The following is a 26,015-nucleotide window of genomic DNA, read 5'->3' on the forward strand; positions in this document are numbered from 1 at the left end:
AATCATTAAACTATATAAAAGTGTTTTTCAACTTAGAAATGTATTATTTTTAAAGGATCTAGATGATATTTGTCTAAGTATTACTTAAAAATTGAATGTTACTAATATCAGTAATTTTTGACTAATTGTAAAATAATAAAAGAATACTAGTGATTGTAAAGAAATTTATAATAATTTTAAAAGCCTAAATAGGATCATAAATTAGCAAAAAAATGCAAGAAATTATAAGGTTTGTAAAAAAAGGTATAAAACCTGAACAATTATTTATGCTAAGTGTGCTCTTAGTAAACGGAGGTAATTATATATATAATTTAGTTTTAGGAAGGGTTTTAGGTCCTGAGAAATTTGCAGATGCTGCTATTTTAATTACTTTTTTATTGGTTTTATCTTTTGTAGCCATGACTTTTCAGTTGGTAACAGCTAAGTTTTCTGTACTTTTTGAGGATAGTATTTTTTCGGGTTTTATTTCTAAAATTTATAAAAATGCTTTATTTACAGGAATTATTTTAGGTATTGCAATCATTGTTTTTGCTACACAATTACAACATTTTTTTAAAACGACCTCTTCTACAATGTTTGTTATTTTTGGAGTTGGTGTACCATTTTACTTTTTAATGAGTGTAAATAGAGGTGTTTTTCAAGGAAAGCAGGAATTGAAATCACTGTCTGTAACTTATCAATCAGAAATGATGAGTAGGTTATTATTAACATTTGCCTTGTTGTATTTTCTAGACATAGATTCTTCATTGATAATTGCTATTGGTATTTTTTTCTCTTTTGTTTTTGGGTTAATTCCTTTTAGAACGAGTAACTTTTCTTTATTCAAACCTTTTAAATTAGACAATGTTAATAAGAAATTGGTAAAGAATTTTTTTATTATTACGGCGTTTTATGAGTTAACTCAAATTATTATAAACAATAGTGATATTTTGCTAGTAAAACATTATTTTGATTCTTATGAAGCAGGTTTGTATGCTTCTTTAGCTTTAATAGGTAGAGTTGTTTATTTTATTGCTTGGATGTTTGTAATGTTACTTTTGCCAACAGTAGTTCAACTTAAAAAAGAAGGAAAAGATACGTTACCTATCTTATTAAAATATGTAGCATATATTGGCTTTATAGCTGCAACTATTGTAATTAGTTGCTTTTTCTTTCCCAATGAAATCATTAATATTTTATTTGGTAATGAATACGTGTCTGTAGCGTCATTACTATGGAAATATGCATCAGCAACAGGTATTTTTGCAATTTCAAACATATTTGCTTATTATTATTTATCATTAGACAAGTATGTGCCCGTTGTTCTGTCTGGTATTTTTGGAATGTTACAAATTGTTTTAGTTGTACTTTTTCATGAAAGTTTAGAACAAGTTGTACATGTGCAAATTATAGCAATGGTTTTATTATTAATAGTACAACTTAGTTTCTTCTTTTTTAAAGATTCTAAGTCTTCCAAAAACCCAAAAGAAATAACCTAAAAGCAATGTCTATAGTTATTTTCCAATCAACTATATATAATTGCGTTTGAGCAGTCTATTTAATTAAAATTGCTGCAAAATTTTGAAATTTGTAGTACCATAAAAAAACAATATGAAATTAGCAATCGTAACAGCGTATCCACCAAGTAAAGTAACCCTAAACGAATATGCATATCACTTAGTTAAAAGTTTTAGGTTGAAAGAAAAGGTTACAGAATTAATTCTTTTAACCGATGAAACTCTAGGTGAAAAAGACATTCAGTTTGAAGCAGATGGTTGCAAAATTACGGTAAAAGAATGTTGGCAATTTAATAGCTACGCTAATACTAATAATGTTATAAAAGCAATTAATGAAACAAAGCCAGATACTGTTTTATTCAACTTACAATTTATGAAGTTTGGAGACAAGAAAGTTGTTGCTGCATTAGGATTAACATTGCCTTTAATTTGTAAAGTGAAAGGAATACCTACCATTGTTTTATTACATAATATTTTAGAACAAGTAGATTTAGAAAGTGCCGGATTTACCTCAAATAAATTGGCTCAAAAAGTATATAATTTTATTGGTACTTCATTAACAAAGTTGATCTTAAAAGCAGATTTAGTTGCGGTTACCATGGATAAATATGTAACAACTTTAGTAGATAAATACAAAGTTGATAATGTAAAAATGATTCCTCACGGAACTTTTGAAATTCCAGAAAATCCATCACAAAAATTACCTGAAGGTCCTTTAAAGATTATGACTTTCGGAAAATTTGGGACCTACAAAAAAGTAGAATCTATGATTGAAGCTGTAGAAATTGTAAGAAAAGAAACAGGTTTAGATTTAGAAATTGTAATTGCAGGAACAGACAACCCAAATGTACCTGGTTATTTAGAGAATGCTCAAGAAACTTACAAACATGTACCACAACTTACGTTTACTGGGTATGTAGAAGAAAATGAAGTAGCACCGTTGTTTACAGAAAGTGCTGTAGTTGTTTTTCCTTATACGTCTACAACCGGAAGTTCTGGAGTATTACATCAAGCTGGAAGTTATGGTAGAGCAGTGGTAATGCCTAATTTAGGAGATTTAGCAACCTTAATTGAGGATGAAGGTTATAGAGGTGAGTTTTTTGAACCAGAAAGTGTAACAAGTTTGGCAAATGCAATTAAAGCAATTGTAACAGATGATACATATAGAATAGAACTTGGCGAAGCAAATTACAAAGCAGCAACGGCGTTCCCTATGGCAAGAATTACAGATATTTATTTAGAAGAATTTGATAAAATTATAGCCAAAAAGAAGTCATAATTATTCTTTAGAAATGTATTTATAAGATAATTTTTTTTCTCCTTTATTATTGATAAAACCAAATTTCTTCTGCGGATTAGTTCTCCAAGGCAGTCTACCTAAAACCTCTTTAGGAACCACATCAAAATCATATAAAGTCCATGACATAAAAGGAACAGAGTTCTTTGTCAGGACTTTTTGTATTTCTTTATAATAGTTAGCTTGTTTTTCTTCAGAACCAACAAAAGGTCTCCAAAAACCACCATAAGATGATAATCCAAACTCTTGTAATACAATAGGTTTGTCTTTTATTTCTTCTTTTAAGGCTAAGTATTCATTCTCAAAATTAAGTAAGTCTTCATAATAGTGAAAAGAAACAACATCTACTTTGTCTTTTAAAATAGTGGCACTTTTGGTGTTAGACCAACCAATGGTTACGGGATGTTTTTTATCAATATTTTTTATCAAAATAATCATAAAATCTAACCAAGCGGTTACATTTTCTTTACCTCTAGAGTTAAAATCTAAATTAGGTTCATTTTTTACGTCCCAAGCTAAAATAGCTTCATGTTCTTTAAAAGTTTCAACAATTTTTTCTGCATGTCTTTGGTTCAATGTCCAGTCTAAAACATCATAATTTCCATAAAAATCAAACAAAGTAACCACAACTTTTAGGTTTTCTGCTAATGCGGTGTCTAATACTTTTTTTAGTTTTTTTAGTTTTTCTGGTTTCACATTTGCTTTACCAAAATCTTCATAAGGCACAAAAATTCGAATAGAATTTAATGCAGCCTCTTTTATAATTTTAAAATCGTTTTTTATAATATCAATATCAAATTCATCACCGTACATATTCCAAGGGGTTGCTTGTGGGTAATAATTGATCCCTTTAATATCAGCAAATTCTAAGGATCTTTTTACAGGAGTATTTTTAAAATTTTCCGAAGCTTCTTTTACCATGTGTCTTACGCGCCAAAAGCCATCTTCTAATAATAATACATATTTATAAGAAGTAACTTCGGTAGTTTCTAAGATTAATTTTTCATCTTTAAAAACCTTTTTATACTCGATTGCATTGGTGTCTTTTAAAACAATTAATTGTCCGTCTTCACTAAAAAACTCGATGTCTAAATTATGTTCTAATGTAGTAGCTTCTATAGAAGTGTTGTTCAGTTTGTTGTAATCTAAATTAGCATAGATGTTTTTTCTTGCACTTTTAGTAAAGTAATCTTCTATACCAACTCTTGTGTTTGTTTTGTAAGCAATTTGCTTTACATACCACGCGTCTAAATAATCGTTTTGCACGGCAGCAATTTTTTGAGCACTTATTTTTCTGCCTTCATTACCATCATCTTTCCATGTTACTTTAGGTAAGTATTGTTCTGCTTTTTTAACTTCTGTATGCAACATTTTACTTCTATCTGCACCAGTGTTTAAAAAACTGTATAAAGAGCTTACCAAGAATAAAAGAACGCCAATTATTGCTAGGTAAGTTAGCATTAATACTCCTCTAAGAATTTGTTTATTTATTTTTACCATAATTTAATACTTTTAAAATCTTTTTTAAGACCTGCAGTTTCAATACTAAAATCATAAACATCATTTTCAAAAATATTGGGATCTAAGTAAAAAATTGCTATCCCGTTTAAAGACTCATTATATTTTTCTTTGATAAGTACGTTGTTTTTATAAATAGATAGTTTTACAGATAAACCGTCTGGAATGATTTGATTCATAAAACTTTTTAAAGGACCAATTTTAATACTTCTATTCTTCTCCAAAAAGGAAACGATATAATCTTCAACAACTTTTTTATACTTTACTGTTATTGTATTACTTTCTGCAATACCAATAAAATAGGCTTGCACGTTCCAAGTATCTTCAAAATCTGGATGTATAATTTTTGCGTGTGCGACTCCGTTTACAGTAGTACCAGCAGTTTTTAAAATATTTCCTTTTTTATTCGTAACGTAAAATTCAATATAACTACCATCACTAACAATATTTTTATTTTTGTCTTTTATTGTTGATGTAAAAAAAGTTGTTATTTGATTTCCATCTGCATACTCATGATTTCTACGAAAATATAGTTTAAAGTTAGTAGCAATTGCTGGCATTACATTTACATCAAATTCTTTAGAATTTAAACCGAAAGATTCTGAAGAAATAATCATTCTACCACTTTTTTTAGGAGCATAAATATTTTTATGACCAATTAGCTTATCTGTAAAAATAGCTTCGGTTTTTTCAGTTTTTAGAAATTGATACTTTACATCCACCTTACTTTTATTCGGTATAGGATTGTCTAAGCTATCTGTTGGTATTACCACCAACATTGTGTAATCGGTATCACCTGCATCTATACTTGGCGGACCTAAATAAGTTTCTATGGATGTTGATTCTTGCAGAGGTGAAATAGAAATGTTCCCTGAAATTATGGTATCTGTTTGTGTAGTTTTCCAAGAAAGTATTCCTCTTTTTCTTGTTAAAAAATCGGGGATTTTAAATGTAACTTTTTTATTGATACTTTTAGATTCTATTACTGTAGCTCCATAACTGTTAGTACAATATAATTGAAATGTGGTATCTTTTTTAACTTTAAAATCGAGTGATATTTTATCACCAACCAGATAATTTGTTTTTGTTGATACTAATAAAACAGCAGGTTTTTTAGTTGTTGTTTCTTGTGAAAAAAAAGAAACAATAACCAATTGAAAGAGAAGTAGAAAAAATACTTGTTTTAATTTCATTATTTAGGATTACCGATATACATACTTAATTCTATTCTAACATAGCTAAAAAGTGGATGGATTACTTTTTGTAGTTTACCAATAGTATGGTTTTTTATTCTATTTGGCATTATTTTAGAAGCAATATCTTTATTTGGTAAACCGTTTACAAAGCAAAAATCCATATTTTTACTTATTGTTTTAATGGTTGGGTTTAGAGGAATAGCATAGTTAAAACGAATTTTTCTTTCTTGTCGTATCCCTTCTTTTAAAAATAAATTATCTACCCAAATCATTTCTTTATCCTTGTTATAAAATGTAATAATTAATTGAGGAACCGTAATTTCTTGAATTCCACTATTAAATAAAGTTCCGCTTATGCTAGTTGGTTTTATATTTATTTCACTTAAAACAATATCCTTAAACAAGTCCGAATTGGTTGTGTTTCCTGCAGCTTGTAAGTTAAATTTTGTGGGTTGCTCACTGAGTTCTATAGGTGTAAATTCATCTGGATTAAAAGTTTTAGGAATAGAATCTTTTGTTTTAGACCAAGCAATACCTTCAAAATTAATTCTAAAAGCACTAATCTCTTTTGGCATTAATTTGTGTTTTAAAATGTGTTTAGCATTATAAGTAGCCAATTCTTTATTCTCATCATTATAAAGTGTCCCTTTTAAGACTACGTCTGATGGAACATTATCTATATTTTGTACTTCTCCAATAATAGCATAACGTTTGTTAAACTTTATTAGTTTGGCAGAAACAATTTCTAAAACGGGTTGTTTTAAAACATCTTCGTGATGGGTTTGTTCTGTAGTAATTCTTCTTCTTCCTTGATTAAAATAACCTGTAGAATTCTTAGAATATAATTGATCTGGTGGTAAATCTATCGATTTTCTTGTTGGTTTTAAATACCACTTACTGTTTCTTTTAACAGTTGTTTTAAATTCAGTTTTTGATAATTTTTCTAATGGAGTAATCCATTTTGTTTCTACCTTTAAAGTGGCCAAACTATCTGTCTGCTTTATAATCTCTGTGGTTATAGCGTCTAACTTTGCATAAGAACTTAACAAGCCATCTGTAACAGATATCTCTAATAAATATTGTGCTCTTGTAAGCTCATCTTTTGGATCTATGTAGGTATAACTTTTATTCAACTCTTTAAAATCGACAGCGTCATAATACGCTTTTACTACATTTTCTGGAGATCTTTGTGTATCGTTTTTAATATAAAACATATAGCATGCATAACCAATTGTAATTATTAAAATAACTGCCCAGAGATGAAATGCTTTTAATACAATTCTCGGAAACTTATTGTAATCTACTTTAAATTTAAAGTATACTGGAACAGCTTTAAACTTTGTTTTTAAACTATGAACAAATAAGGACTGTATATTTAAAATAAATGCAATAAGTACAGTTAAAAAAGGAATGATCCCCCAAATTATTTTTACCCAAGCAGGTACATCTTCTTTGGGTAAAATAGAAGAAATAGGGGGTACGTTTAATTTTTCCCAAACCATAATGCCGTTCTCTAATTGCGATAAACGCTGCCATCCGCAGAAAAATAATACGGGGTCATAAAATTTATCATTCGAAAAAATATATTTTAAATTATACTTTTCTGGTGTTGTTAAAAATTGTTGCAGAGAACCAATACCAGCAACTCCTTTAAACTTTGAGTTTTCTAAACGCTCTATAGGTCTTGTTGTTAGCTCTGGCAAACGTCTAGCAGAATGATAATTACCATCTACACTCATTGCGTTTGTTTGGGCTGCTAACCACGCCATTTGATCTCCAAACCCTAACGTTAAATACCTCCAATGGTCATGCGAATCTTGGCTTAGAAAGTTTACAATAGGAAGCATTTTTATCTTTTGAGGTTGAGAAGGTCTAAAATATCCCAAACTCATGGTAAAAATTACCATAGAAATATAAAAAGCGGCCAAAAGGCCTCCTAATAAACGGTGATAAACGGCACCAAATCGTTCTTGTATTAGAACTTTTAAATCTCCTTCTACAAACCTATAGATAAACTCTCCAAATATAGGAATAGACATGATTGAACCCCAAAGCGTAAACCTGTCTAGGGTTAAAATATTAAAGGCCGTTTCACCTAAAATCATTTTAGGTATTGGTGTTGTGCCACCCGTTCCCAAAATAACTAACATGGTAAAAGACAATCCGAAAAATAAATACCTTTTACTAAAGTATCTGTAAAAGATATAAGGAAAAATGAATAGTAAAATTCCCCATGGAATTGTGAAAAATACTAAACCCGAAGATGTTATATCTATAAAGCTATCCCTAGATCCATGAGGGATAGGTACTTGTGTTATTGGGTTTAATTTTGAATTCATCCAATAGGGAAAAATACAAAATATTATAAGGAACAGTGAAGAGACCCCAAACGCAAGGTTTTTCTTCAGTTGTTTCATAAATGTTTTTAGAAATAAAGATAAAGTAACTTCTTTATAAGAGTTAACTTCTTCTCTAGCAACATCCATAATAACTGTTCCTATTAAAGGAAATATAAAAAATAACATTCCAAAGATAGGGGTGACATGATGAGAAGTAACGGTAACAGCGATTAAGGAAAGAGAAGTAAAGAAAAATTTATATTTTCCCGTTTTAAGCCATAGGTATATTTCGGGTAACGAATGCATTAAAACAGAAACTCCTATAATACTGGGTAATTGACCAAATATATGCAAAGTCTCTACAAAAGAAGACGAAAAAACAGCTAAAATAGCAGCATAACCAGCAACAGTTCTATTAGATGTTATTAATAAAGAATATCTGTAGGCCCCAGTAACAAATAGAACAATGGCTATTAGAGCCACTGTAAACATCCCAAATTTTAAGCCTCCGATTAACGATAAAGCTCCAATTGTTTGATGCACCAATGGAGGATAACTCTGCACCGTAAAGCCAGTATACCATTTATAATTCCAAGGTTCAAACCAACTAGTTGCATAATGATCTGCAAAAAATAAATGAATTAAAGCGTCATAGGTAGTTTCTAATGTAAAGAAAATAGTAGAACCATGAAAAAGTACTGCTAATAGAATTGCAGTAATTAAGTATTTATTAGATTTTTCTTTCATTAATAGATATCTGACTTAGAATCATGTAAAGGTAAAAATTTTAAGCTTAGTTTTTTTTATTTGTCTAAAGTAACTTACCTTTCATCCTAATTAATAAACCTTTAAAGATCATATTATAAAATAAAAATAAAACAAAAGTATTTTTGAGGTGTAAATAAGTAATATAAAAATATCGTTATGAGAATTTTAGCTATTGATGATCAAAAATTAGTTCTAATACCTTTAGAAAGTAGGTTAAAAGAAATGGGGTATGAGGTATTAACAGAAACAGATGCTCTAAAAGGAATTGAATTATACAATTCTTTTAAACCAGATTTAGTGATTGTTGATATTAATATGCCAACTATTTCTGGTTTAGAGGTTGTAAAACATATTAGGGAAGTTAAAAAATCTAATACACCAATTATGATTTTATCTGGTAATACAGATGATGACATGATTACAAAAGGCTTTGATTTAGGTGTAAACGATTATATGAAAAAACCTCTAAGTTTAACAGAGGTTGGGTTAAGAACAAAAAGATTAATTGGTCTTCCTGAAAATACAGATACTACAAAAAAATATAAGAACACTATTATACAACAAAGATGTGTTGGGGTTGTAATACCTTGTTATAATGAAGAAGAAAGATTGCTTAGCAAAGAATTTACAGATTATATAGATAAAAATACCGGATATCACTTATGTTTTGTAAATGATGGAAGTAAAGATAAAACTTTAGAGGTTTTACATAAGTTAAGAAAAGGTAGAGAAGACTTTATTACTGTTTATGATTGTGAAAAAAATGGAGGTAAAGCAGAAGCTGTTAGGCAAGGTATGTTATATATGGCTAAGCAAGAAGATTTAGACTATATAGGTTTTTTAGATGCAGATTTATCAACAGATTTAGCCGATTTTGATGATTTAGTTTCAACTATTGAAAAATCTAATTATAAGATTGTAAGTGGTTCTAGAATTAGTAGAATGGGCGCAAATATTACAAAAGAGTCAGCAAGAAAGATTATTAGTTTGACCATTAATTACATCATTAGAAAAATTCTTTCTATGGACTTTAAAGATACCCAATGTGGTGCTAAAATTTTTCATAAAGATGTGATAGATATTTCTTTTAAAGAAAAATTTGTTACCCAATGGATTTTTGATGTTGAAATTTTTAGAAGAATAACGCTTCATTTTGGATTAAAAAAAGCGAAAGAAATATTATGTGAACAGCCATTAAAAAGATGGATTCATGCTGATGGTTCTAAACTATCAATGAAAGATTCTGTTAAAATAGTTGGTCAACTAGGGCAAATTGCTTGGCATTATAGAAGTGGAAAAAAAGATTATAAAAGTACTGTTGTTGCATAATCTTTTTTATCGAAAAAATATGAAAAAAGGAATCATAATAATATGTAATAAGAATGACCTTGATGTTTTAGAGGAAATCCGTTTTAAATCACTTTTTAATAAAGAGTTTAAAATATGTATCGTTAATAATGGTAACAATAATAAAATATTAAATTTCTTACTTAAGTTAAAAGAATCTTCTAAATTTGATATTTCTATTTTAAACTTGAGAAAAGAGACAGCTTTAAAGTTAGCAATGAAAGCAGGAGTGCGGTTTTTGTCTAACTTATATGATGTTCAGTTATTTGTGCATACTACCCCAAAAAGTGTTTTTAAACACAATTTAAAAAAGAAATTAGAAAGTATTAAGGATGAAAATTTCATAAATAAAAAAAATGAAAGGGTTTTGTTGCGAAGCGTGTATTCGTTAAACGAAATTACTAGTTGAAAAAAAATATATAATGAAAAACTTAGAAAACAAACTACTTAGAATTGAAGGTAAAGTGCAAAATTATGATTGGGGAGGAGAAAGCTTCATTCCTAATTTAGTTTCAGAAACTATAGAGCCAAACACTACATATGCAGAATATTGGTTAGGAGCACATTTAAAAGCACCTTCAAAAGTTATTACAGAAGAAGGTAGTGTTTCATTAGATGAGTTTTTAGAACAAAATATAACAGAAAATTTAGGCGTTGAAGTAGCAAAAGACTTTGGTAAATTACCATATTTATTCAAAGTTTTAGATGTCAGTAAAATGTTATCTATTCAAGTACATCCAAGTATTGCTGCTGCTAAAATAGGGTACAAAGAAGAAAATGAACAAGGAATTCCTTTAACTGCTGATAATAGAAACTATAAAGACGAAAATCATAAGCCAGAAATAATGGTGGCTTTAACCGATTTTTGGTTGTTACATGGATTTTTAGAAAGTGAAAAATTAGCAAAAAACTTAAAAGAAACTATAGAGTTAAGTTTCTTATTAAATACTTTCTTAGAAGAAGGTTATTTAGGGCTTTATAAAAAAGTGATGGAATACTCACAAGAAGAAGTAAATACAATTTTGAGACCTTTGGTAAAAAGAATTCTTCCAAAATTTGTAAATAATGAATTAGAGAAATCTTCACCAGCATATTGGGCAGCCAAATCATTAAACAATAAAGATTCTGAAGATATTGATAAAGGTATTTTTTCTATTTACTTTTTTAATATTTTAAATTTAAGTAGAGGAGAAGCAATTTTTCAAGATGCAGGAGTGCCGCATGCGTATTTAGAAGGTGTAAATATGGAGTTAATGGCAAATTCAGACAATGTGTTAAGAGCAGGGTTAACTAGCAAACACATAGATGTTGAAGAACTTATAAAAAACACAAAATTCGAAGAAACGATTCCTATTATTTTATTCGGTGACGAAAATAAAGAGAATGGAGAAGTTATTTTTAAAACCAAAGCAAAAGACTTCGAATTAAGTAAAATTGAATTGATTAAAACAATGTCTCATACTTCAACTTCAAATTCCGTAGAAATATTAATGGCTTTAAAAGGAGTTGCTGTTGTTACTCAAGAAAATGAATCTATCTCTTTAGATAAAGGGCAGTCTGTGCTTATAAAAGCAAATACTAGTTATAAAATTACTACAACTTCTGAAGTAGAAATTTATAAGGCAAGTGTGCCAAAATAAATTTATAAACTAATTTAAAATTGTTTTAGAGTGCTTTACTCTAAAACAATTTTCTAATCCCAAGAATTTAGGATCTCCTGCTTCTTCAGACCAAAATCCTTCTAGAATATCTTTATTCAAGCATTTGTAAACCACTACTCCTTTATAAACTTTATCTTCAAAACCTAAATATTTAAAGTTGATAACAAGAATATTATTCTTAAAGAAACCTACTCCTGTTTGCTCTTGAGAGTCACTAATATTCCACTTAGCAACAATTCTGTTATTTTCATCTAAAGTTAGTTGTAGCTCTCCTTTATACGAATTTTCATTAGCATCTTGGTTGCTACCAATAATAGAATATGTTCCAGCTAAATCTTGAATTGTCATTTTTTTGAAAGGTTTAGACTTTTAAGTTTACAATAATAAGCTATTTTATAATTTCATAATTAATTTTACTATTTTATATACTAAATCATGGTTTTAAAATATTATGTAATTTAAAAAATAAGCCGGATAATTCTGGTTGAGGAGCTTATATGGCTAAGAAATTGGAATTAGACGGTCTGTATAATTATTGAAAAGTTAGGAATAAGTATTGTTGAAACAAACATAGTTTAAATTTTGATGTGCAAATGAAAAGCACCCACAATAAAAATTAAGTTTTTATTTTCTAATTTTATCAGAAGAAGAAAAAAACAATATAGATGGGCACACAAAACATAAAATTAAGATAGAAATATGTCTCAAACATTATTTGATATTACAGGGAAAGTAGCCTTAATTACGGGGTCTACGCATGGTTTAGGAATGGCGATGGCTATGGGGTTAGGGAGAGCAGGTGCTACTATTATTGTGAATGGAAATTCATCACAAGAAAAAGTAGACAATGCAGTTGTTGAATATCAAAAAGAAGGAATTATAGCTTTTGGTTATCAGTTTAATGTTGCAGATGAAGAAGAAGTTATTGCTGCCGTTAAAAAAATAGAAAAAGATGTGGGGGACATTGATATTTTGGTAAATAATGCAGGAATTATTAAAAGAACTCCCTTGGTAGACATGGAGGTTGCTGATTTTAGACAAGTAGTAGATATCGATTTGGTGAGTCCTTTTATTGTTTCTAAACACGTAGTTCGTGGAATGATGGAAAGAAAATCTGGTAAAATTATTAATATATGTTCTATGATGAGCGAGTTGGGTAGAAATACAGTTGGGGCTTATGCAGCAGCAAAAGGAGGCTTGGTTATGCTAACCAAAAACATGGCAACTGAGTGGGCGCGTTTTAATATTCAAATAAACGGAATTGGACCTGGTTACTTTGCGACTTCACAAACAGCTTCTATTAGAATGGAAGGGCATCCGTTTAACGATTTTATTGTAAACAGAACTCCAGCAGAAAAATGGGGAAATCCTAATGATTTGGCGGGAGCAGCAATTTTCTTATCATCTAAAGCAAGCGATTTTGTAAACGGTCATATTTTATATGTTGATGGTGGGATTTTAGCAACCATAGGAAAACCATTCAACGAAGATTAAAAAAAATATAGTTTATTAATAAAAAAATAAAGATATAATAAGCTGAAAAAAATAGAATTCTTTTAATACGAATATATAAGATAGTTAGTAAAGGGAATTTCTGTATTGTTTATTAATAAGGTTTATTCTTTAAATAAAAAACCATACAACTTATTAATTTTAGTCTTATTTAATGATATTTAATGTAACTTAGTAACCAAACATATTATAACAAGTTATGTATAGACTTTTATTTTTTATTTTTTTTATTAACGTTGTTAGTACTGCTCAAGAATTACCGCCAATTAAAATTTTTACAGCAGAAGATTACAATGCTCAAAATCAGAATTGGGAAATTTCACAATCTGAAGATAATCTAATATATGTAGCGAATAATGGAGGTCTTCTAGAATACAATGGTGAGCATTGGCAATTGTATACTCATTTTTCAAATCCTATTTTAAGATCTGTGAAAGTAAAAGATAAAATAATCTATACGGGGTCTTTTATGGATTTTGGTTTTTGGAAAAAAAATAAAAAAGGCCAATTAGAATATAATTCATTAGTAGAAAAGTTACAAATAAAATTAAAAGAAGGAGAGGAGTTTTGGGAAGTTGAATTTTATCAAAACTGGATTCTTTTTAAATCTAAAACAAGAATTTACTTTGTAAATACCATTTCTAATGAAGTTAAAATAATTGATTCTGAGGAAACCATTTCTGGACTTTTTATAATAAACAACACCATTTTTTTTCAAAAAAAGAGCATTGGTTTGTTCACATTACAAAATGGAGAAGAAAAAATTTATTCAGATAATGTGTTTTTTAAAAACAATAATATTATCAATTGTTTTTATTATAATAAAGAGCTTGTTTTTTTATCTGAAGAAAAAGGTTTTGTTTCAGTAAAAGGAAGTAAAGTTGTGTCTCAAGAAACAGACTTAAATAATGAGAGTTTTTTAATTTTTAGTGCAATTCAATTAGAAGATAAAAGTTTTTTGCTAGGTACAATCTCTAATGGAATTGTTTTTCTGAGTAAAGATGGGGAAATTACGTCTACTATTAACCGTAAGAATGGATTAAGTAATAATACAGCGTTGTCTTTGCTTCAAGATAATTCTGGTAATATTTGGATTGGTTTAGATAACGGTATAAATTATTTAAATGTTTCTTCAGCATTTAAAATTTTTGAAGATGAAGAAGGTACTTTAGGTACCATTTATACCTCTTTGTTTTTTGAAAATGAACTTTATTTAGGGACAAATCAGGGACTGTTTTTTAAAGATAAAAATTTAAAATTTAAATTAATAGAAAAGACAGAAGGACAAGTTTGGTTTTTGAAAGAAATTGATGGGAATCTTTTTTGTGGGCATGATAAAGGAACTTTTATTATTAAAAACAAAAAGGTAATTAATGCTATAACCGAAGAGCTTGGAACCTGGAACATAAAAAAAGTACCAGGAAACAATAATTATTTAATTCAAGGGAGTTATCAAGGCTTGTCTATTTTAGAGAACGACAATGGGGATTGGCAGTTCAGAAATAAAATTGATGGTTTTGATGTTTCTAGTAGGTTTTTTGAGTTTTATAATGATAGATTATATATAAACCATGAGTTAAAAGGCTTATATGAATTACAAATTGATAATAGTTATGCTAAAGTTCAACAAAAAGAGAAAATTATCATTCCAAAAGTAGGTTATGGATCTAATATTTTTTCTTTTGGCAATAATTTATTTTACTCATCATCAGAAGGTGTGTATAAAAAACAAGACGATGATAGTTTTAAAGTAGACTCATTGTTTACAAAAAATTTAAAAGATTTAGATAACTTAACAACGATAAGGAAATTAGCTCAAAAAAAGAATGCTTTATATAGTTTCTCTAAAAATAATATTCTTTTTATCACCTCTAACAGTATTAGTTTAAGTCCGCAAGTAAAAGCGATTCCTATTGATGGTACTATAAGGAATAATGTTTTGGGGTTTGAGAACTTAACCCAAATTAGTGCAGAGAATTATTTAATAGGTACCTCTCATGGGTATTTACTTTTAAATGATGCTCTTGTAAAAAATGAAAAAAACGTAGATATTTCTTTTCAACAAATACTTGTCAATAAAATAGATAGTGATAAGATTCATCTTTCATTAGCAGAAGCCGTAGAATTAGAAAATAAGCAGAATAATATATCGTTTTCATATAGTATTTCTAAATATGATAAAATGATAAAGAATGAATATCAATATCAGTTAGAAGGATTGACTAATAAATGGTCAGATTGGACAGAGGACTCTACACAATTGTATGAAAACTTATCTTATGGAGATTACACTTTTAACGTAAGAGGTAAATATGGAAACCAGATGACGGATATTAAATCTTTTGAATTTTCTATCAAGCGTCCTTTTTATTTAAGTAACTTATATTTAGTTTTTTATGTAATATTTATGGTGTTTATTATTGTATTGATAAATATTTATTACAGAAGAAGGTATAAACGTAAAAATAAGATTCTATTAGAGAAAGCGCAGAAAGAGTTAAAGTTAAAAGAGTTGGAAAGTGCTCAAATAATTATGAAACTTAATAATGATAAATTAAAAGTAGATATAGAAAGTAAGAGTAGAGAGTTGGCTAGTTCTACAATGAATATTATAAAGAAAAATGATTTTTTAAACACAATTAAAACAGAATTGACAAACGGAGAAAGTAAAGACGTATCAAAAGTGGTTAAGATTATTGATAAGAACTTAAACAATACAGACGATTGGAAAATGTTTCAAGAAGCATTTAATAATGCTGATAAAAACTTTCTAAAAAAGGTAAAAGACAAGCACACTAGTTTAACTCCAAATGATTTAAGACTTTGTGCCTACCTTAGGTTAAACCTATCTTCTAAAGAAATTGCTCCTTTATTAAATATTTCTCCTAGAAGTGTAGAAGTTAAAAGATATCGCTTAAGGAAAAAAATGGGGTTACCACATGATGAGAACTTAACAAATTATATTTTGGAAATTTAACACCCCTACATCTTCTTTTTTTACCACAACAACACCTATACGCTGGTAATTTAATTGTGTTTTAGGTTAATATTTAACACATGTGTAAAGTCTTGTGTTTATTAGGGATATGGTATTTTTTAGCCATTTTATTTGTGATGTATGTTTTTTGTTGTGGTTGTTTTTATCATTTAACTATAATTTAACTATAATTTTATAATCAAATAATAAATACCTTATTCATGAGAAAACAAATCACATTATTACTCCTTTTATTTGTAGGTTTTTGTGCTTCTGCACAAACTATAAATGTAAAAGGTGTTGTTAAAGATGCTAAAACGGGTGATCCATTACCGGGAGTAAGTATATTAATTAAAGGAACAACTGTTGGAACTGAAACTGATTTTGATGGACTTTTTAGTCTTGCTAAAGTTGAGAAAGGAGCAACTTTTGTATTTAATTATTTAGGATACGCTGTAAAAGAAGTATTGGTTAATCAACAAACTTTAAATATTTCTTTAGAAGAGTCGGCAGAGGCTTTAGATGAAATTGTTGTTGTTGGTTATGGTAAGCAAAAAAGAAAAGATGTTACGGGTTCTGTATCTATAGTAGGAGAGAAAACCTTAGAAGCATTAAAACCTATTGATGCAACGAGTGCATTACAAGGAACAACTTCTGGAGTTGCTGTTAACCTTTCGTCTGGATCACCAGGTGCAAAAGTGAATATTTTAATTAGAGGTGTTAGTTCTAATACCAATAATCAACCGTTAACAATTGTAGATGGTTATGAAGGAGATTTAAATAGTATCAATCCAAATGACATTGAATCTATTACCGTTTTAAAAGATGCACAAGCAGCTATTTATGGTATAAAAGGAGCAAATGGTGTTGTATTGGTAACTACTAAAATTGGTAAGAAAAATAAAAAAGCAACTGTAAAATACGATACGTATGCTGCTTTTCAACAAACTACCAAAAAATTAGATTATTTAAACGCAACTGAATATGCTTTAGTTTTAAACGAAGCGTATGCAGCAAGTGGGCAAACATTACCTTTTAGTAATGTAGGAGAATTAGGTAAAGGTACGGACTGGCAAGATGAACTTTTTAATGATGCTATGTTAATGAATCATAATATTAGTGTATCTGGTGGTGGAGAAAGTTTTAGATACTTTGTAAGTGCATCTAGAACAGAGCAAGATGGTATTATTGCAAAAGATAAGTCTAATTTTATTAGAAACAATATCAAATTAAACTTAGGTATAGATATTAGTGAAAAATTAAATTTCTCTGTAATAGCAAACTACTACACAAGTGCTTCACAAGGTTTTGACGCTTCACTTTTATTTAATGGTTTAAATTATGCACCAACTTTTGGGCTAAATGAAAATGATACAAATAACTTTTTAGGGATAGAGGTTGTAAACCCTTTATCATTATTACAAAATACTTTTGGTGAAAATAATGGTAATGGAATAGAAGGTAATTTTAAGCTAGAATATAAACCAATAGAAGGTTTAAATATAGTTTCACGTGTTGGTTATAAGATTTATAATGAAAAGCAACGCTCATTTACACCTATTCAAGAATATGGTTTAGCTAAAGTATACAATAAAACACAAAGTTCTGTTTATCAATTTAAAGCAACTTCTACAAGAGTAAATTGGGAAACATTTGCAACGTATCAGAAAACATTTTTAGAAAACCATAATACTACTTTTACTGTAGGTACAAGTGTACAGAATGATTTGTTTGATGGTATCTATGCTACAGGATTTGATGTGCCTAATAACTCGTATGAATTTGCGGACATTAGTTTAACCAATAAACAAAGTGAACAAAGAAGTTTAAATACTGGGAATGGAGATATTAGGTTAACCTCTTTCTTTGGTAGAGCTCAGTATGATTATAAAGGTAAATATTTATTTTCTGGATTAGTTAGAAGAGACGGAGCTTCTGTTTTTGCAGAAGATCAAAGAGTAGATAATTTTTGGTCTGTAACTACAGGTTGGAAAATTTCTGATGAAAACTTCTTAAAAGATAATAAAACGATTAACTTTTTAAAATTAAGAGCAAGTTACGGTACTTTAGGAAACTTAGTTGGAGATAATCTGTACAGATCTTTATTAGATGGTGAAGGTGAGTATGTTTTTAATGGAAGCTTAGTAGATGGTACTGCACAAGGTGCTTTGTCTAATCCGTCAGCAACTTGGGAAACAGCAGAGAAATTAGACATTGGTTTAGATATGAATCTATTTGATGATAAACTGACAATTGTTGCAGATTATTTTGAAGAAACAAGAAAAGATTTATTAATTGAAGACTTCCCAGTTTCTGGTTTGTTAGGTTCTGGCGCAGCAGGAGGATCAAACCCAACAGTAAACGCAGGTACTTCTAAAAATACAGGTGGAGAGTTGGCAATTAATTATAATGCTATTTCTAAAGAAGATTTTTCTTTAAATATTGGATACAATGTTACCTATGTAAAAAACAAAGTAACAGACGTTTTAGACGACGCTATTGTAGAAGGAGGTGATTTTGGAATCGGTAACCTTCCAACATCAAGAATGGAAGTAGGACAACCAATTGGTTATTTCTTAGGCTTACAAACAGACGGAATTTTTCAAACACAAGCAGAAGTAGATGCACATCCTTCTCAAACAGGGCTAGGAGCAAGTGTTACTTCTCCTGGAGATATCAGATATAAAGATACAAATAACGATGGTGTTATAGACTTTGACGACCGTGTGAACATTGGTAATCCGCAAGCAGATTTTTATATGGGATTCAATATTTCTGCAAAATATAAAAATTGGGATTTTACTTCTTATTTATATGCAGAGCTAGGAAAAGACATGGTTAGAAATTTTGAACGTTTTTTACCAAATGTGAATAAGCCTGCTTATTACTTAGATAGATGGACAGGTGCAGGTACAAGTAACTCGGTACCAAGATTAACTAACGATGCTACAAATAACAGACTGTTTTCAGATTTCTTTGTAGAAGATGCTTCTTTCTTACGTATGCAAAACATACAAGTAGGATACACTTTTGCACCAGATTTATTAGAAAAAGTAGGGCTGTCTAAATTAAGATTATATACTTCTATCAATAACTTATTTACGCTCACAGATTACACTGGTTATGATCCTTCTATTAATGACGGAGCAATTGGTGCAGGTATCGATTCTGGTAACTACCCATCTGCTAGACAATTCTTGTTAGGTTTAAATGTTGAATTTTAAAAAATAAAAGATGAGAAATTACAATCAAATAATAAAATTAGGATTCATCTTTATGGCAAGCTTATTTATTTTAAGCGCTTGTTCTGATGACTATTTAAATAATTCTAAAATTTACGCGGAAGATTCTGAATCTTTTTTCAATTCAGAAACAGATTATTACAATGCTTTGGTAGCAGCTTATGATCCTTTACAATCTACATTTAGAAATGTATTAATGGGAGAAATAGCTTCTAACAATACTTTGTGTGGTGGTGAAACAGCTACAGATGTTCCTGGATATCAGCAAATAGATGATATGACTCATACTCCTGTTAACGATCAACTTCAAGACCTTTGGAGCCTAATGTATGGTGGTGTTAATAGAGCCGCTTATATAATAGAATTTAAAGATAAAACAGACTTTACAGGTAAAAATGTAATTCTTGGGGAAGCTTATTTCTTAAGAGCGTATTATAATTTTGAATTGGTAAAATGGTTTGGAGATATTCCTATTAAAGCAGACGGTCGTTTTGTTTTGGGTGATGAAAAAACAATACCAAGATCGCCAAAAGCAGATGTATATGCTTTAATTGAAGCAGACTTAGAATATGCAATTGCAAACATGACGTATACAGCGCCTCAAGTTGGTAGAGCAACAAAAGGTTCTGCACAAGCATTATTAGGAAAAGTTTATTTATATCAAGATAAATTTGATGAAGCTGCAAGCATTTTAGAAAATGTAATTAATAACGGAGGATACGTATTAGAGTCTGACTACAACAAAATTTTTGAATTTGACGGAGAAAATGGTACAGGTGCTGTTTTTGAAGTGCAATATACAGATACACAAGGTGCAAGTTTCGATTGTTTACAGTGTAGTGAAGGAAATGTTGCCGTTGGGTATCAGGGTGTAAGAGGTTATGAAGGTAGTTTGTTTACTTCTGGATTTAGTTTTAATGTACCAACACAAGAAGTGGTAGATGAATTTGAAGATGGAGATAACAGAAAAGAGGTTGCTATTTTAGATATTGATGCATGGGCAGCTTCAACAGGTGCAAAATTTACTACAGGTTATGAGCATACAGGTTATTTTAATAGAAAATATCTTCCTAGAAAAAGAAATGAAGAGGCAGCAGGAGATTTAAACTTAACAAACCCTAATAATTATAGAGCTATTCGTTTTGCAGATGTTTTATTAATGGCAGCAGAAGCTTTTAATAGAAAACCGAGTCCAGATGATGCTAAAGCAAAAACATACTTAAATATGGTTAGAGAAAGAGCTTTTGGTGATGCAGATCATAATATTGTTACAACAGGTTCTAATTTAACAGCTGCAATTTATAAAGAGCGTAGAGTGGAATTAGTAGGAGAAGGTCATCAATTTTTCGACTTGGTAAGAACAGGTAGAGGATCTCAGATACCAGGTTTTACAACGGGTAAAAATGAGGTTTTTCCAATTCCGATTGAAGAAATACAATTTGCACAAGGAAATTGGGAACAAAACGATAAATACTAATAATTATGAAGAAATTAAAAATAATATACAAAGCATTAGTAATACTTTTGATCATTAGTGCTTGTACAGAAGAAGATAGATCTTTAGACTTCTTAGATAATGTAGTACCTCCATCAAATGTTGCTGCTAGTTATAACTTATCACAAGATAACTCAGGTCTGGTTACTATTTTACCAACAGCAGTTGGGGCTACCTCATTTGATGTGTATTTTGGAGATGAATCAGCAGAAGAAAAAGGTGTTGAAGCTGGTAAAATGGCACAACATACTTATGCGGAAGGTACCTATACAGTAAAAGTGGTAGCTTATAATACTAAAGGAGATACAACAGAAGCAACACAAGAATTAGTAGTTTCTTTTAAAGCTCCAGAAAATTTAGAAGTTACTTTAGAAAATGATATTGCTATTTCTAAACAAGTAAATATTACAGCGAAAGCAGATTATGCTGCCACTTATGATTTTTATTCAGGAGAAGCAGATGTACCACAACCAGCAGCATCAGCTAATATTGGTGATGCTATAAATTATCAATACTCTACAGCAGGTACGTATACTGTAAAAGTGATTGCAAAAGGTGGTGCCATCGAAACAACAGAATACACGAGTGAGTTTGAAGTTACTGCTATTTTAGCACCTTTAAAATCTGCAAGTACACAACCGGCAAGAGATGCTGTAGATGTTATTTCTATTTTTAGTGATAAATATACAGATGTTGCGGGTACAGATTTTAATCCAAACTGGAGCCAATCAACTATTTATACTCCTTTTGAATTAAATGGAGATGCAATGATTCAGTATAGTAATTTAAACTATCAAGGAATTCAAATAGGTTCAATGCAAGATGTTTCTACTATGGAGTTTCTTCATTTAGATGTTTGGACAGCAGATGCTACGGAATTAGATACCTATTTAATTAGTGTTGGCAGTGGAGAGAAAATGGTAAAAACTGCATTAACAAAAGATGCTTGGACTACGATTAACATTCCTATTTCAGCATTTACAGATCAGGGATTAACCTTAAATGATATTCACCAATTCAAGTTAGAAGGTTCTGGTACTGTTTTTATAGACAATCTTTATTTTTACAAAGTGAGTTCAACTCCTGTTTCTGGTGTAACACCATTAACTTTTGAAGTGGATTACCAATTAAGTTCTTTTGATGGTGGTGCAGCTGCTGTAGTAGCAAATCCAGATACAAATGGTAATAGTTCTTCTTCAGTTTTAGAGCTTGTAAAAAATGCAGGTCAACCTTGGGCTGGTTCTAAAGTTACAATTTCATCAACATTTGATGTTTCTAATGCAGTAATAACCGCAAAAGTTTGGTCTCCAAGAGCAGGTTTAAATTTATTATTAAAGTTTGAAGACGCTACACCATGGCCAAATACGGTAGCTTCAGAAGAAATAACAGCTACAACAACTACAGCGAATGCTTGGGAAGAATTAACGTTTGATTTTTCAGGAATAAGCACAACTGTAGATTTTAGTAATCTAGTTTTAATAATGGATAATGGTACAGAAGGAGATGGATCTGCTAATTATACTATTTATTTAGATGATATTTCTACAAGTCCTGTTTTAGATTTTGAACCAGAATTTATATTAAGTTCTTTTGATGGTGGAGCAATTTCTGTAATTGCAAATCCAGACACAAACGGAAATGAATCTGCAATGGTTGCACAAGTTGTTAAAAATGCGGGTCAGCCTTGGGCAGGATCTAAAATTACAGTTCCTACACCATTTAGCTTTACAGCTGGAACAAGTGTAAAAGTTAAAGTTTGGTCTCCGAGAGCAGGTTTAAATTTATTATTAAAGTTTGAAGATGCTACCGCATGGCCAAATACAGTTGCTTCCGAAGAAATTACAGCAACTACAACAACAGCTAATGCTTGGGAGGAATTAACATTCGATTTTTCTGGAATTAGTACTTCTGTAGATTTTACAAACTTAGTTTTAATAATGGATAATGGTACAGAAGGAGATGGTTCTGCTAATTATACTATTTATTTAGATGATATATCACAATTTTAAAATAATGATTATGAAAAAACTTAAAAATATTTATATAATCTTATTTTCTTTAATGACAGTACTTTATGGCTGTCAAGAGAATGAGCACGAATTTGGAGAAATTGTTTCACCAACAGACATCGTCATTACTGCAGAAATTGTAGGTGCAGATGTAGACAACCCTTATGGAGACGGAAGTGGTTCTGTAAATTTTACAGCTACTGCTGCCAATGCTTCTTCTTATGTATATTATTTTGACGGAGTTGCAGAAGCTGCACCTTCAGGAATCTTAACAAATAGATTTTCTAAAGTAGGTGTAAACTTGTATACAGTTGTTGTAAAAGCAAATGGTACAGGTGGGGTTTCATCAACAAAAACAATAGATGTAGAAGTTTATAGTTCTTTTTCTGATGTTGATGCAGAAAACTTTTTAAGTGGTGCCAATGTTGGTGACAGTAAAAAATGGTATTGGCAAGCAGATGTGGCTGTTCATGTAGGTATGGGACCAGCTACAGATGATTATGGAAATGGAGAGTTTGCTTACGAAGCTTGGTGGAATGGAATTAAAGCATGGGATGATGAAAAATCTTGTATGTATGATAATGAGTTTGTATTTACAAGAACAGCAACCGGACTTACTTTTGAACAAACTGTTGGACCTGCTTTTGTGCCAGGAACGTATGCAGGTGTATTAGGTGTAAATGGAGATCAATGTCATGATGAAACTGTAGTAACAACAATGTTTGGAACTAAAAATGTTTCTTTTGGACCTTCAACATCTAAAGCAGGTACAGAAGGTTCTTATAACAATGTGGAATACAGAGGTACTGAATTTGAAATTTCTGATGGTGGATTTATGGGATGGTATGTAGGTGCTAGTACGTATGATATTATTTCGATTTCTAATGATGAAATGATTGTTAGAATTATAGAAAATTCAAATTCTGGTAGTGGTGCAGCTTGGTATCATAAATTTACATCAACTAAACCTGTAGAAGGAGCAAGTACTCCAGATTATACCTACAATAATTTAGTATGGGAAGATGATTTTAATACAGATGGAGCACCAGATGCAGCAAACTGGACTTACGACCTCGGTGCAGGTGGTTGGGGTAATGGAGAATTACAAACTTATACCAATACAACAGAAAATGCCAAGGTAGAAGGTGGTTCTTTAATTATTACAGCAAAAGCTGATGGTAGTGGAGGTTATACTTCTGCTAGGTTAAAATCTCAAGGATTGTATAAATTTAAATACGGTAGAGTTGAGGTAAAAGCAAAGTTACCAGCTGCGGCAGGTACTTGGCCAGCAATTTGGATGTTGGGTTCTAACTTTCCAACTGTAGGATGGCCTCTATGTGGTGAAATGGATATTATGGAACAAACAGGTGCAGATAAAAATACGTCTTTAGGTACTTTACATTGGTTAGATAGTGCTAGTTCTACCAACGCAAGTTATGGTGAAACAACTTCTGTTTCTAACGCATCTTCAGAATTCCATTTATATACTTTAGAATGGTCGGAAGAAAAAGTAAAAATATATGTAGATGATGTTCCTTTTTATGAGTTAACAAACAATGCAGATTTACCATTTAATGCAGATTTCTTCTTAATTCTTAATGTAGCAATGGGAGGTTCACTTGGAGGAAGTGTAGACGATGGATTTACAGAAGATACTATGGAAATAGATTATGTAAAAGTATTTCAATAATATTATTGAGTTATTTTTTAATAAGGTCAGTTTTATATGGCTGGCCTTATTTTTCTATATTTTTATAACTACAATACTTTAAAATTTATGTCAAAGTTGATATTTATGAAATATATTTTCTTACCAATTATACTATTAGTTTTTATTTTAAATTCTTGTGATACAAAAACAGATAAAGTATCTATCTTAAAGAATAAGCAAGGAATGAAATTAGTTGTAAATGGAGAAGATTTTATAATTAATGGTATGAATTGGGATTATTTTCCGATTGGTACAAATTTTTCTTACAGTTTATGGGAGCAATCAGATGCGTTTATAAAAACGGCATTAGATGCAGAAATGAATTTATTGAAAGAAATGGGTGTTAATACAATTCGTGTTTATGAAGGTATTCAACCCAAATGGATTACTTATATCTATAAAGAGTATGGTATTTACACCATGTTAAATCATTCTTTTGGTAGATATGGTGTTGCTATAAATGGAAATTGGAAACAAGAAACAGACTACAGTAATGCTAAGGCACAACAAAGCTTGCTAACAGAGGTTAGTGAAATGGCAGAAACATATAAAAATACTCCTGGATTATTATTATTCCTTTTAGGTAATGAAAATAACTTCGGACTTTTTTGGGCAGGATCAGAAACAGAAGATTTTCCTGAAGGAGAGTCTGAAAAAAATAAGATAGGAGAGTTAAGGGGTAGAGCAATGTATAAGTTAATGAATGAAGCTGCCATTAAAATGAAGGAGATAGATAAAAATCACCCGGTTGCTATTTGTAATGGAGATGATTTGTATATAGATATCATTGCAGAAGAATGTACAGACGTAGATATTTATGGAACAAACATGTATCGAGGTAAATCTTTTGGAGATGCTTTTGAAAGAGCTAAAAAAACATTGGATATGCCCATATTATTTACAGAATTTGGAGCAGATGCTTTTAACTCAATAACGCAAAAGGAAGATCAAAAAATGCAAGCCTATTACATGTTAGAAAATTGGAAAGAGATTTATGAAAATGTTTCGGGTTTAGAAAAGGCAGGAAATGCTATTGGGGGGTTTACGTTTCAATTTAGTGATGGCTGGTGGAAACTTGGACAAACAACAAACTTACATATTCATGATAACCAAGCTTCTTGGGCAAATGGAGGATACGCTTTAGATTATATAAAAGGAGCCAATAATATGAGTGAGGAGTGGTTTGGTATTTGTGCAAAAGGACCAACTGATACAAAAGGTTTTTATACGTTAACACCAAGAGCTGCTTATTTTGCTTTACAAAAAGCACACCAATTAAATCCCTATGCAAAAGGGATTACAACAGATTTAATTTCTAAACATTTTAGAGAAATTAAAATTTAAAAGCTTTTAGCTAATTAATAACAAAAACGTACAAGGTTAAAAAAGCCTTACAGGATAAATAAATAACAACTTCTTTAATTAAGAATAAGAGGTTAAAAAAATA

The 26,015-nt window shown here is 30.1% G+C and carries 16 protein-coding genes; 12 read left to right on the forward strand and 4 right to left on the reverse strand.

The genetic code is table 11. From position 1 onward, the window contains the following. Positions 1–212 precede the first annotated feature (212 nt). Both H0I29_RS14165 and H0I29_RS14170 read left to right on the forward strand, forming a co-directional pair. Complete coding sequence (locus H0I29_RS14165) at positions 213–1,478, forward strand: oligosaccharide flippase family protein (protein ID WP_218752880.1); 1,266 nt, start codon at positions 213–215, stop codon at positions 1,476–1,478. Between the two features lie 112 nt (positions 1,479–1,590). Beyond that, complete coding sequence (locus H0I29_RS14170) at positions 1,591–2,775, forward strand: glycosyltransferase (RefSeq protein ID WP_218752882.1); 1,185 nt, start codon at positions 1,591–1,593, stop codon at positions 2,773–2,775. On the opposite strand, the gene H0I29_RS14175 is transcribed toward H0I29_RS14170, so the two are convergent. The 3 genes from H0I29_RS14175 to H0I29_RS14185 are packed head-to-tail and all read right to left on the reverse strand — an operon-like array spanning position 2,776 to position 8,593. Then, positions 2,776–4,293: a glycoside hydrolase family 2 TIM barrel-domain containing protein gene (locus tag H0I29_RS14175; RefSeq protein WP_218752884.1), complete on the reverse strand. Its 1,518-nt coding sequence runs from the start codon at positions 4,291–4,293 to the stop codon at positions 2,776–2,778. Next, a complete protein-coding gene (locus H0I29_RS14180; RefSeq protein WP_218752886.1) occupies positions 4,287–5,504 on the reverse strand; it encodes a hypothetical protein in 1,218 nt (405 codons plus the stop codon). The genes H0I29_RS14175 and H0I29_RS14180 overlap by 7 nt, the downstream gene beginning before the upstream one ends. Next, complete coding sequence (locus tag H0I29_RS14185) at positions 5,504–8,593, reverse strand: hypothetical protein (RefSeq protein ID WP_218752887.1); 3,090 nt, start codon at positions 8,591–8,593, stop codon at positions 5,504–5,506. The genes H0I29_RS14180 and H0I29_RS14185 overlap by 1 nt, the downstream gene beginning before the upstream one ends. A 177-nt stretch (positions 8,594–8,770) precedes the next feature. Here H0I29_RS14185 and H0I29_RS14190 point away from each other — a divergent pair, with 177 nt between their 5' ends. From H0I29_RS14190 to manA, 3 genes are read left to right on the forward strand one after another with little or no spacing between them, the layout of a single operon-like run. Beyond that, a complete protein-coding gene (locus H0I29_RS14190) occupies positions 8,771–9,943 on the forward strand; it encodes a response regulator (RefSeq protein ID WP_218733438.1) in 1,173 nt (390 codons plus the stop codon). 19 nt (positions 9,944–9,962) lie between these two features. After that, positions 9,963–10,370: a hypothetical protein gene (locus H0I29_RS14195; protein WP_218752888.1), complete on the forward strand. Its 408-nt coding sequence runs from the start codon at positions 9,963–9,965 to the stop codon at positions 10,368–10,370. A 13-nt stretch (positions 10,371–10,383) separates the two neighbouring features. Further along, positions 10,384–11,601 carry a mannose-6-phosphate isomerase, class I gene (gene manA / locus H0I29_RS14200; RefSeq protein ID WP_218752889.1) on the forward strand — a complete coding sequence of 406 codons (1,218 nt, stop codon included), beginning with the start codon at positions 10,384–10,386 and terminating at the stop codon, positions 11,599–11,601. Positions 11,602–11,610: 9 nt separating this feature from the next. Here manA and H0I29_RS14205 read toward each other — a convergent pair whose 3' ends face one another. Further along, complete coding sequence (locus H0I29_RS14205) at positions 11,611–11,970, reverse strand: hypothetical protein (RefSeq protein ID WP_218752890.1); 360 nt, start codon at positions 11,968–11,970, stop codon at positions 11,611–11,613. Between the two features lie 351 nt (positions 11,971–12,321). On the opposite strand from H0I29_RS14205, the gene H0I29_RS14210 reads away from it, so the two are divergent. From H0I29_RS14210 to H0I29_RS14240, 7 genes are all read left to right on the forward strand, one after another. Beyond that, positions 12,322–13,116, forward strand: a complete 795-nt coding sequence (locus H0I29_RS14210; protein WP_218752891.1) for a gluconate 5-dehydrogenase — start codon at positions 12,322–12,324, stop codon at positions 13,114–13,116. 217 nt (positions 13,117–13,333) lie between these two features. Then, a complete protein-coding gene (locus tag H0I29_RS14215) occupies positions 13,334–16,111 on the forward strand; it encodes a triple tyrosine motif-containing protein (protein ID WP_218752892.1) in 2,778 nt (925 codons plus the stop codon). Positions 16,112–16,332: 221 nt separating this feature from the next. Then, positions 16,333–19,335 carry a TonB-dependent receptor gene (locus tag H0I29_RS14220; RefSeq protein WP_218733449.1) on the forward strand — a complete coding sequence of 1,001 codons (3,003 nt, stop codon included), beginning with the start codon at positions 16,333–16,335 and terminating at the stop codon, positions 19,333–19,335. Positions 19,336–19,387: 52 nt separating this feature from the next. Next, positions 19,388–20,830, forward strand: a complete 1,443-nt coding sequence (locus H0I29_RS14225; RefSeq protein WP_254712754.1) for a RagB/SusD family nutrient uptake outer membrane protein — start codon at positions 19,388–19,390, stop codon at positions 20,828–20,830. 5 nt (positions 20,831–20,835) lie between these two features. Continuing rightward, the gene (locus tag H0I29_RS14230) at positions 20,836–22,857 is read left to right on the forward strand and encodes a PKD domain protein (RefSeq protein WP_218752894.1); all 2,022 of its coding nucleotides are present in this window, start codon (positions 20,836–20,838) and stop codon (positions 22,855–22,857) included. A gap of 10 nt (positions 22,858–22,867) precedes the next feature. Continuing rightward, positions 22,868–24,547, forward strand: coding sequence for a family 16 glycosylhydrolase (locus tag H0I29_RS14235; protein ID WP_218752895.1), 1,680 nt, complete (start codon positions 22,868–22,870; stop codon positions 24,545–24,547). Positions 24,548–24,652: 105 nt separating this feature from the next. Continuing rightward, the gene (locus tag H0I29_RS14240) at positions 24,653–25,912 is read left to right on the forward strand and encodes a glycoside hydrolase family 2 TIM barrel-domain containing protein (protein WP_218752896.1); all 1,260 of its coding nucleotides are present in this window, start codon (positions 24,653–24,655) and stop codon (positions 25,910–25,912) included. Positions 25,913–26,015: the final 103 nt, after the last annotated feature.

It is taken from the genome of Polaribacter sp. R2A056_3_33 (assembly GCF_019278485.1).
Classification (GTDB): Bacteria; Bacteroidota; Bacteroidia; order Flavobacteriales; family Flavobacteriaceae; genus Polaribacter.

Coding starts and splice junctions, on each gene's coding strand:
- H0I29_RS14165 (WP_218752880.1), top strand. CDS start 213: ATGCAAGAAATTATAAGGTTTGTAAAAAAAGGTATAAAACCTGAACAA.
- H0I29_RS14170 (WP_218752882.1), top strand. CDS start 1,591: ATGAAATTAGCAATCGTAACAGCGTATCCACCAAGTAAAGTAACCCTA.
- H0I29_RS14175 (WP_218752884.1), bottom strand. CDS start 4,293: ATGGTAAAAATAAATAAACAAATTCTTAGAGGAGTATTAATGCTAACT.
- H0I29_RS14180 (WP_218752886.1), bottom strand. CDS start 5,504: ATGAAATTAAAACAAGTATTTTTTCTACTTCTCTTTCAATTGGTTATT.
- H0I29_RS14185 (WP_218752887.1), bottom strand. CDS start 8,593: ATGAAAGAAAAATCTAATAAATACTTAATTACTGCAATTCTATTAGCA.
- H0I29_RS14190 (WP_218733438.1), top strand. CDS start 8,771: ATGAGAATTTTAGCTATTGATGATCAAAAATTAGTTCTAATACCTTTA.
- H0I29_RS14195 (WP_218752888.1), top strand. CDS start 9,963: ATGAAAAAAGGAATCATAATAATATGTAATAAGAATGACCTTGATGTT.
- manA (WP_218752889.1), top strand. CDS start 10,384: ATGAAAAACTTAGAAAACAAACTACTTAGAATTGAAGGTAAAGTGCAA.
- H0I29_RS14205 (WP_218752890.1), bottom strand. CDS start 11,970: ATGACAATTCAAGATTTAGCTGGAACATATTCTATTATTGGTAGCAAC.
- H0I29_RS14210 (WP_218752891.1), top strand. CDS start 12,322: ATGTCTCAAACATTATTTGATATTACAGGGAAAGTAGCCTTAATTACG.
- H0I29_RS14215 (WP_218752892.1), top strand. CDS start 13,334: ATGTATAGACTTTTATTTTTTATTTTTTTTATTAACGTTGTTAGTACT.
- H0I29_RS14220 (WP_218733449.1), top strand. CDS start 16,333: ATGAGAAAACAAATCACATTATTACTCCTTTTATTTGTAGGTTTTTGT.
- H0I29_RS14225 (WP_254712754.1), top strand. CDS start 19,388: ATGGCAAGCTTATTTATTTTAAGCGCTTGTTCTGATGACTATTTAAAT.
- H0I29_RS14230 (WP_218752894.1), top strand. CDS start 20,836: ATGAAGAAATTAAAAATAATATACAAAGCATTAGTAATACTTTTGATC.
- H0I29_RS14235 (WP_218752895.1), top strand. CDS start 22,868: ATGAAAAAACTTAAAAATATTTATATAATCTTATTTTCTTTAATGACA.
- H0I29_RS14240 (WP_218752896.1), top strand. CDS start 24,653: ATGAAATATATTTTCTTACCAATTATACTATTAGTTTTTATTTTAAAT.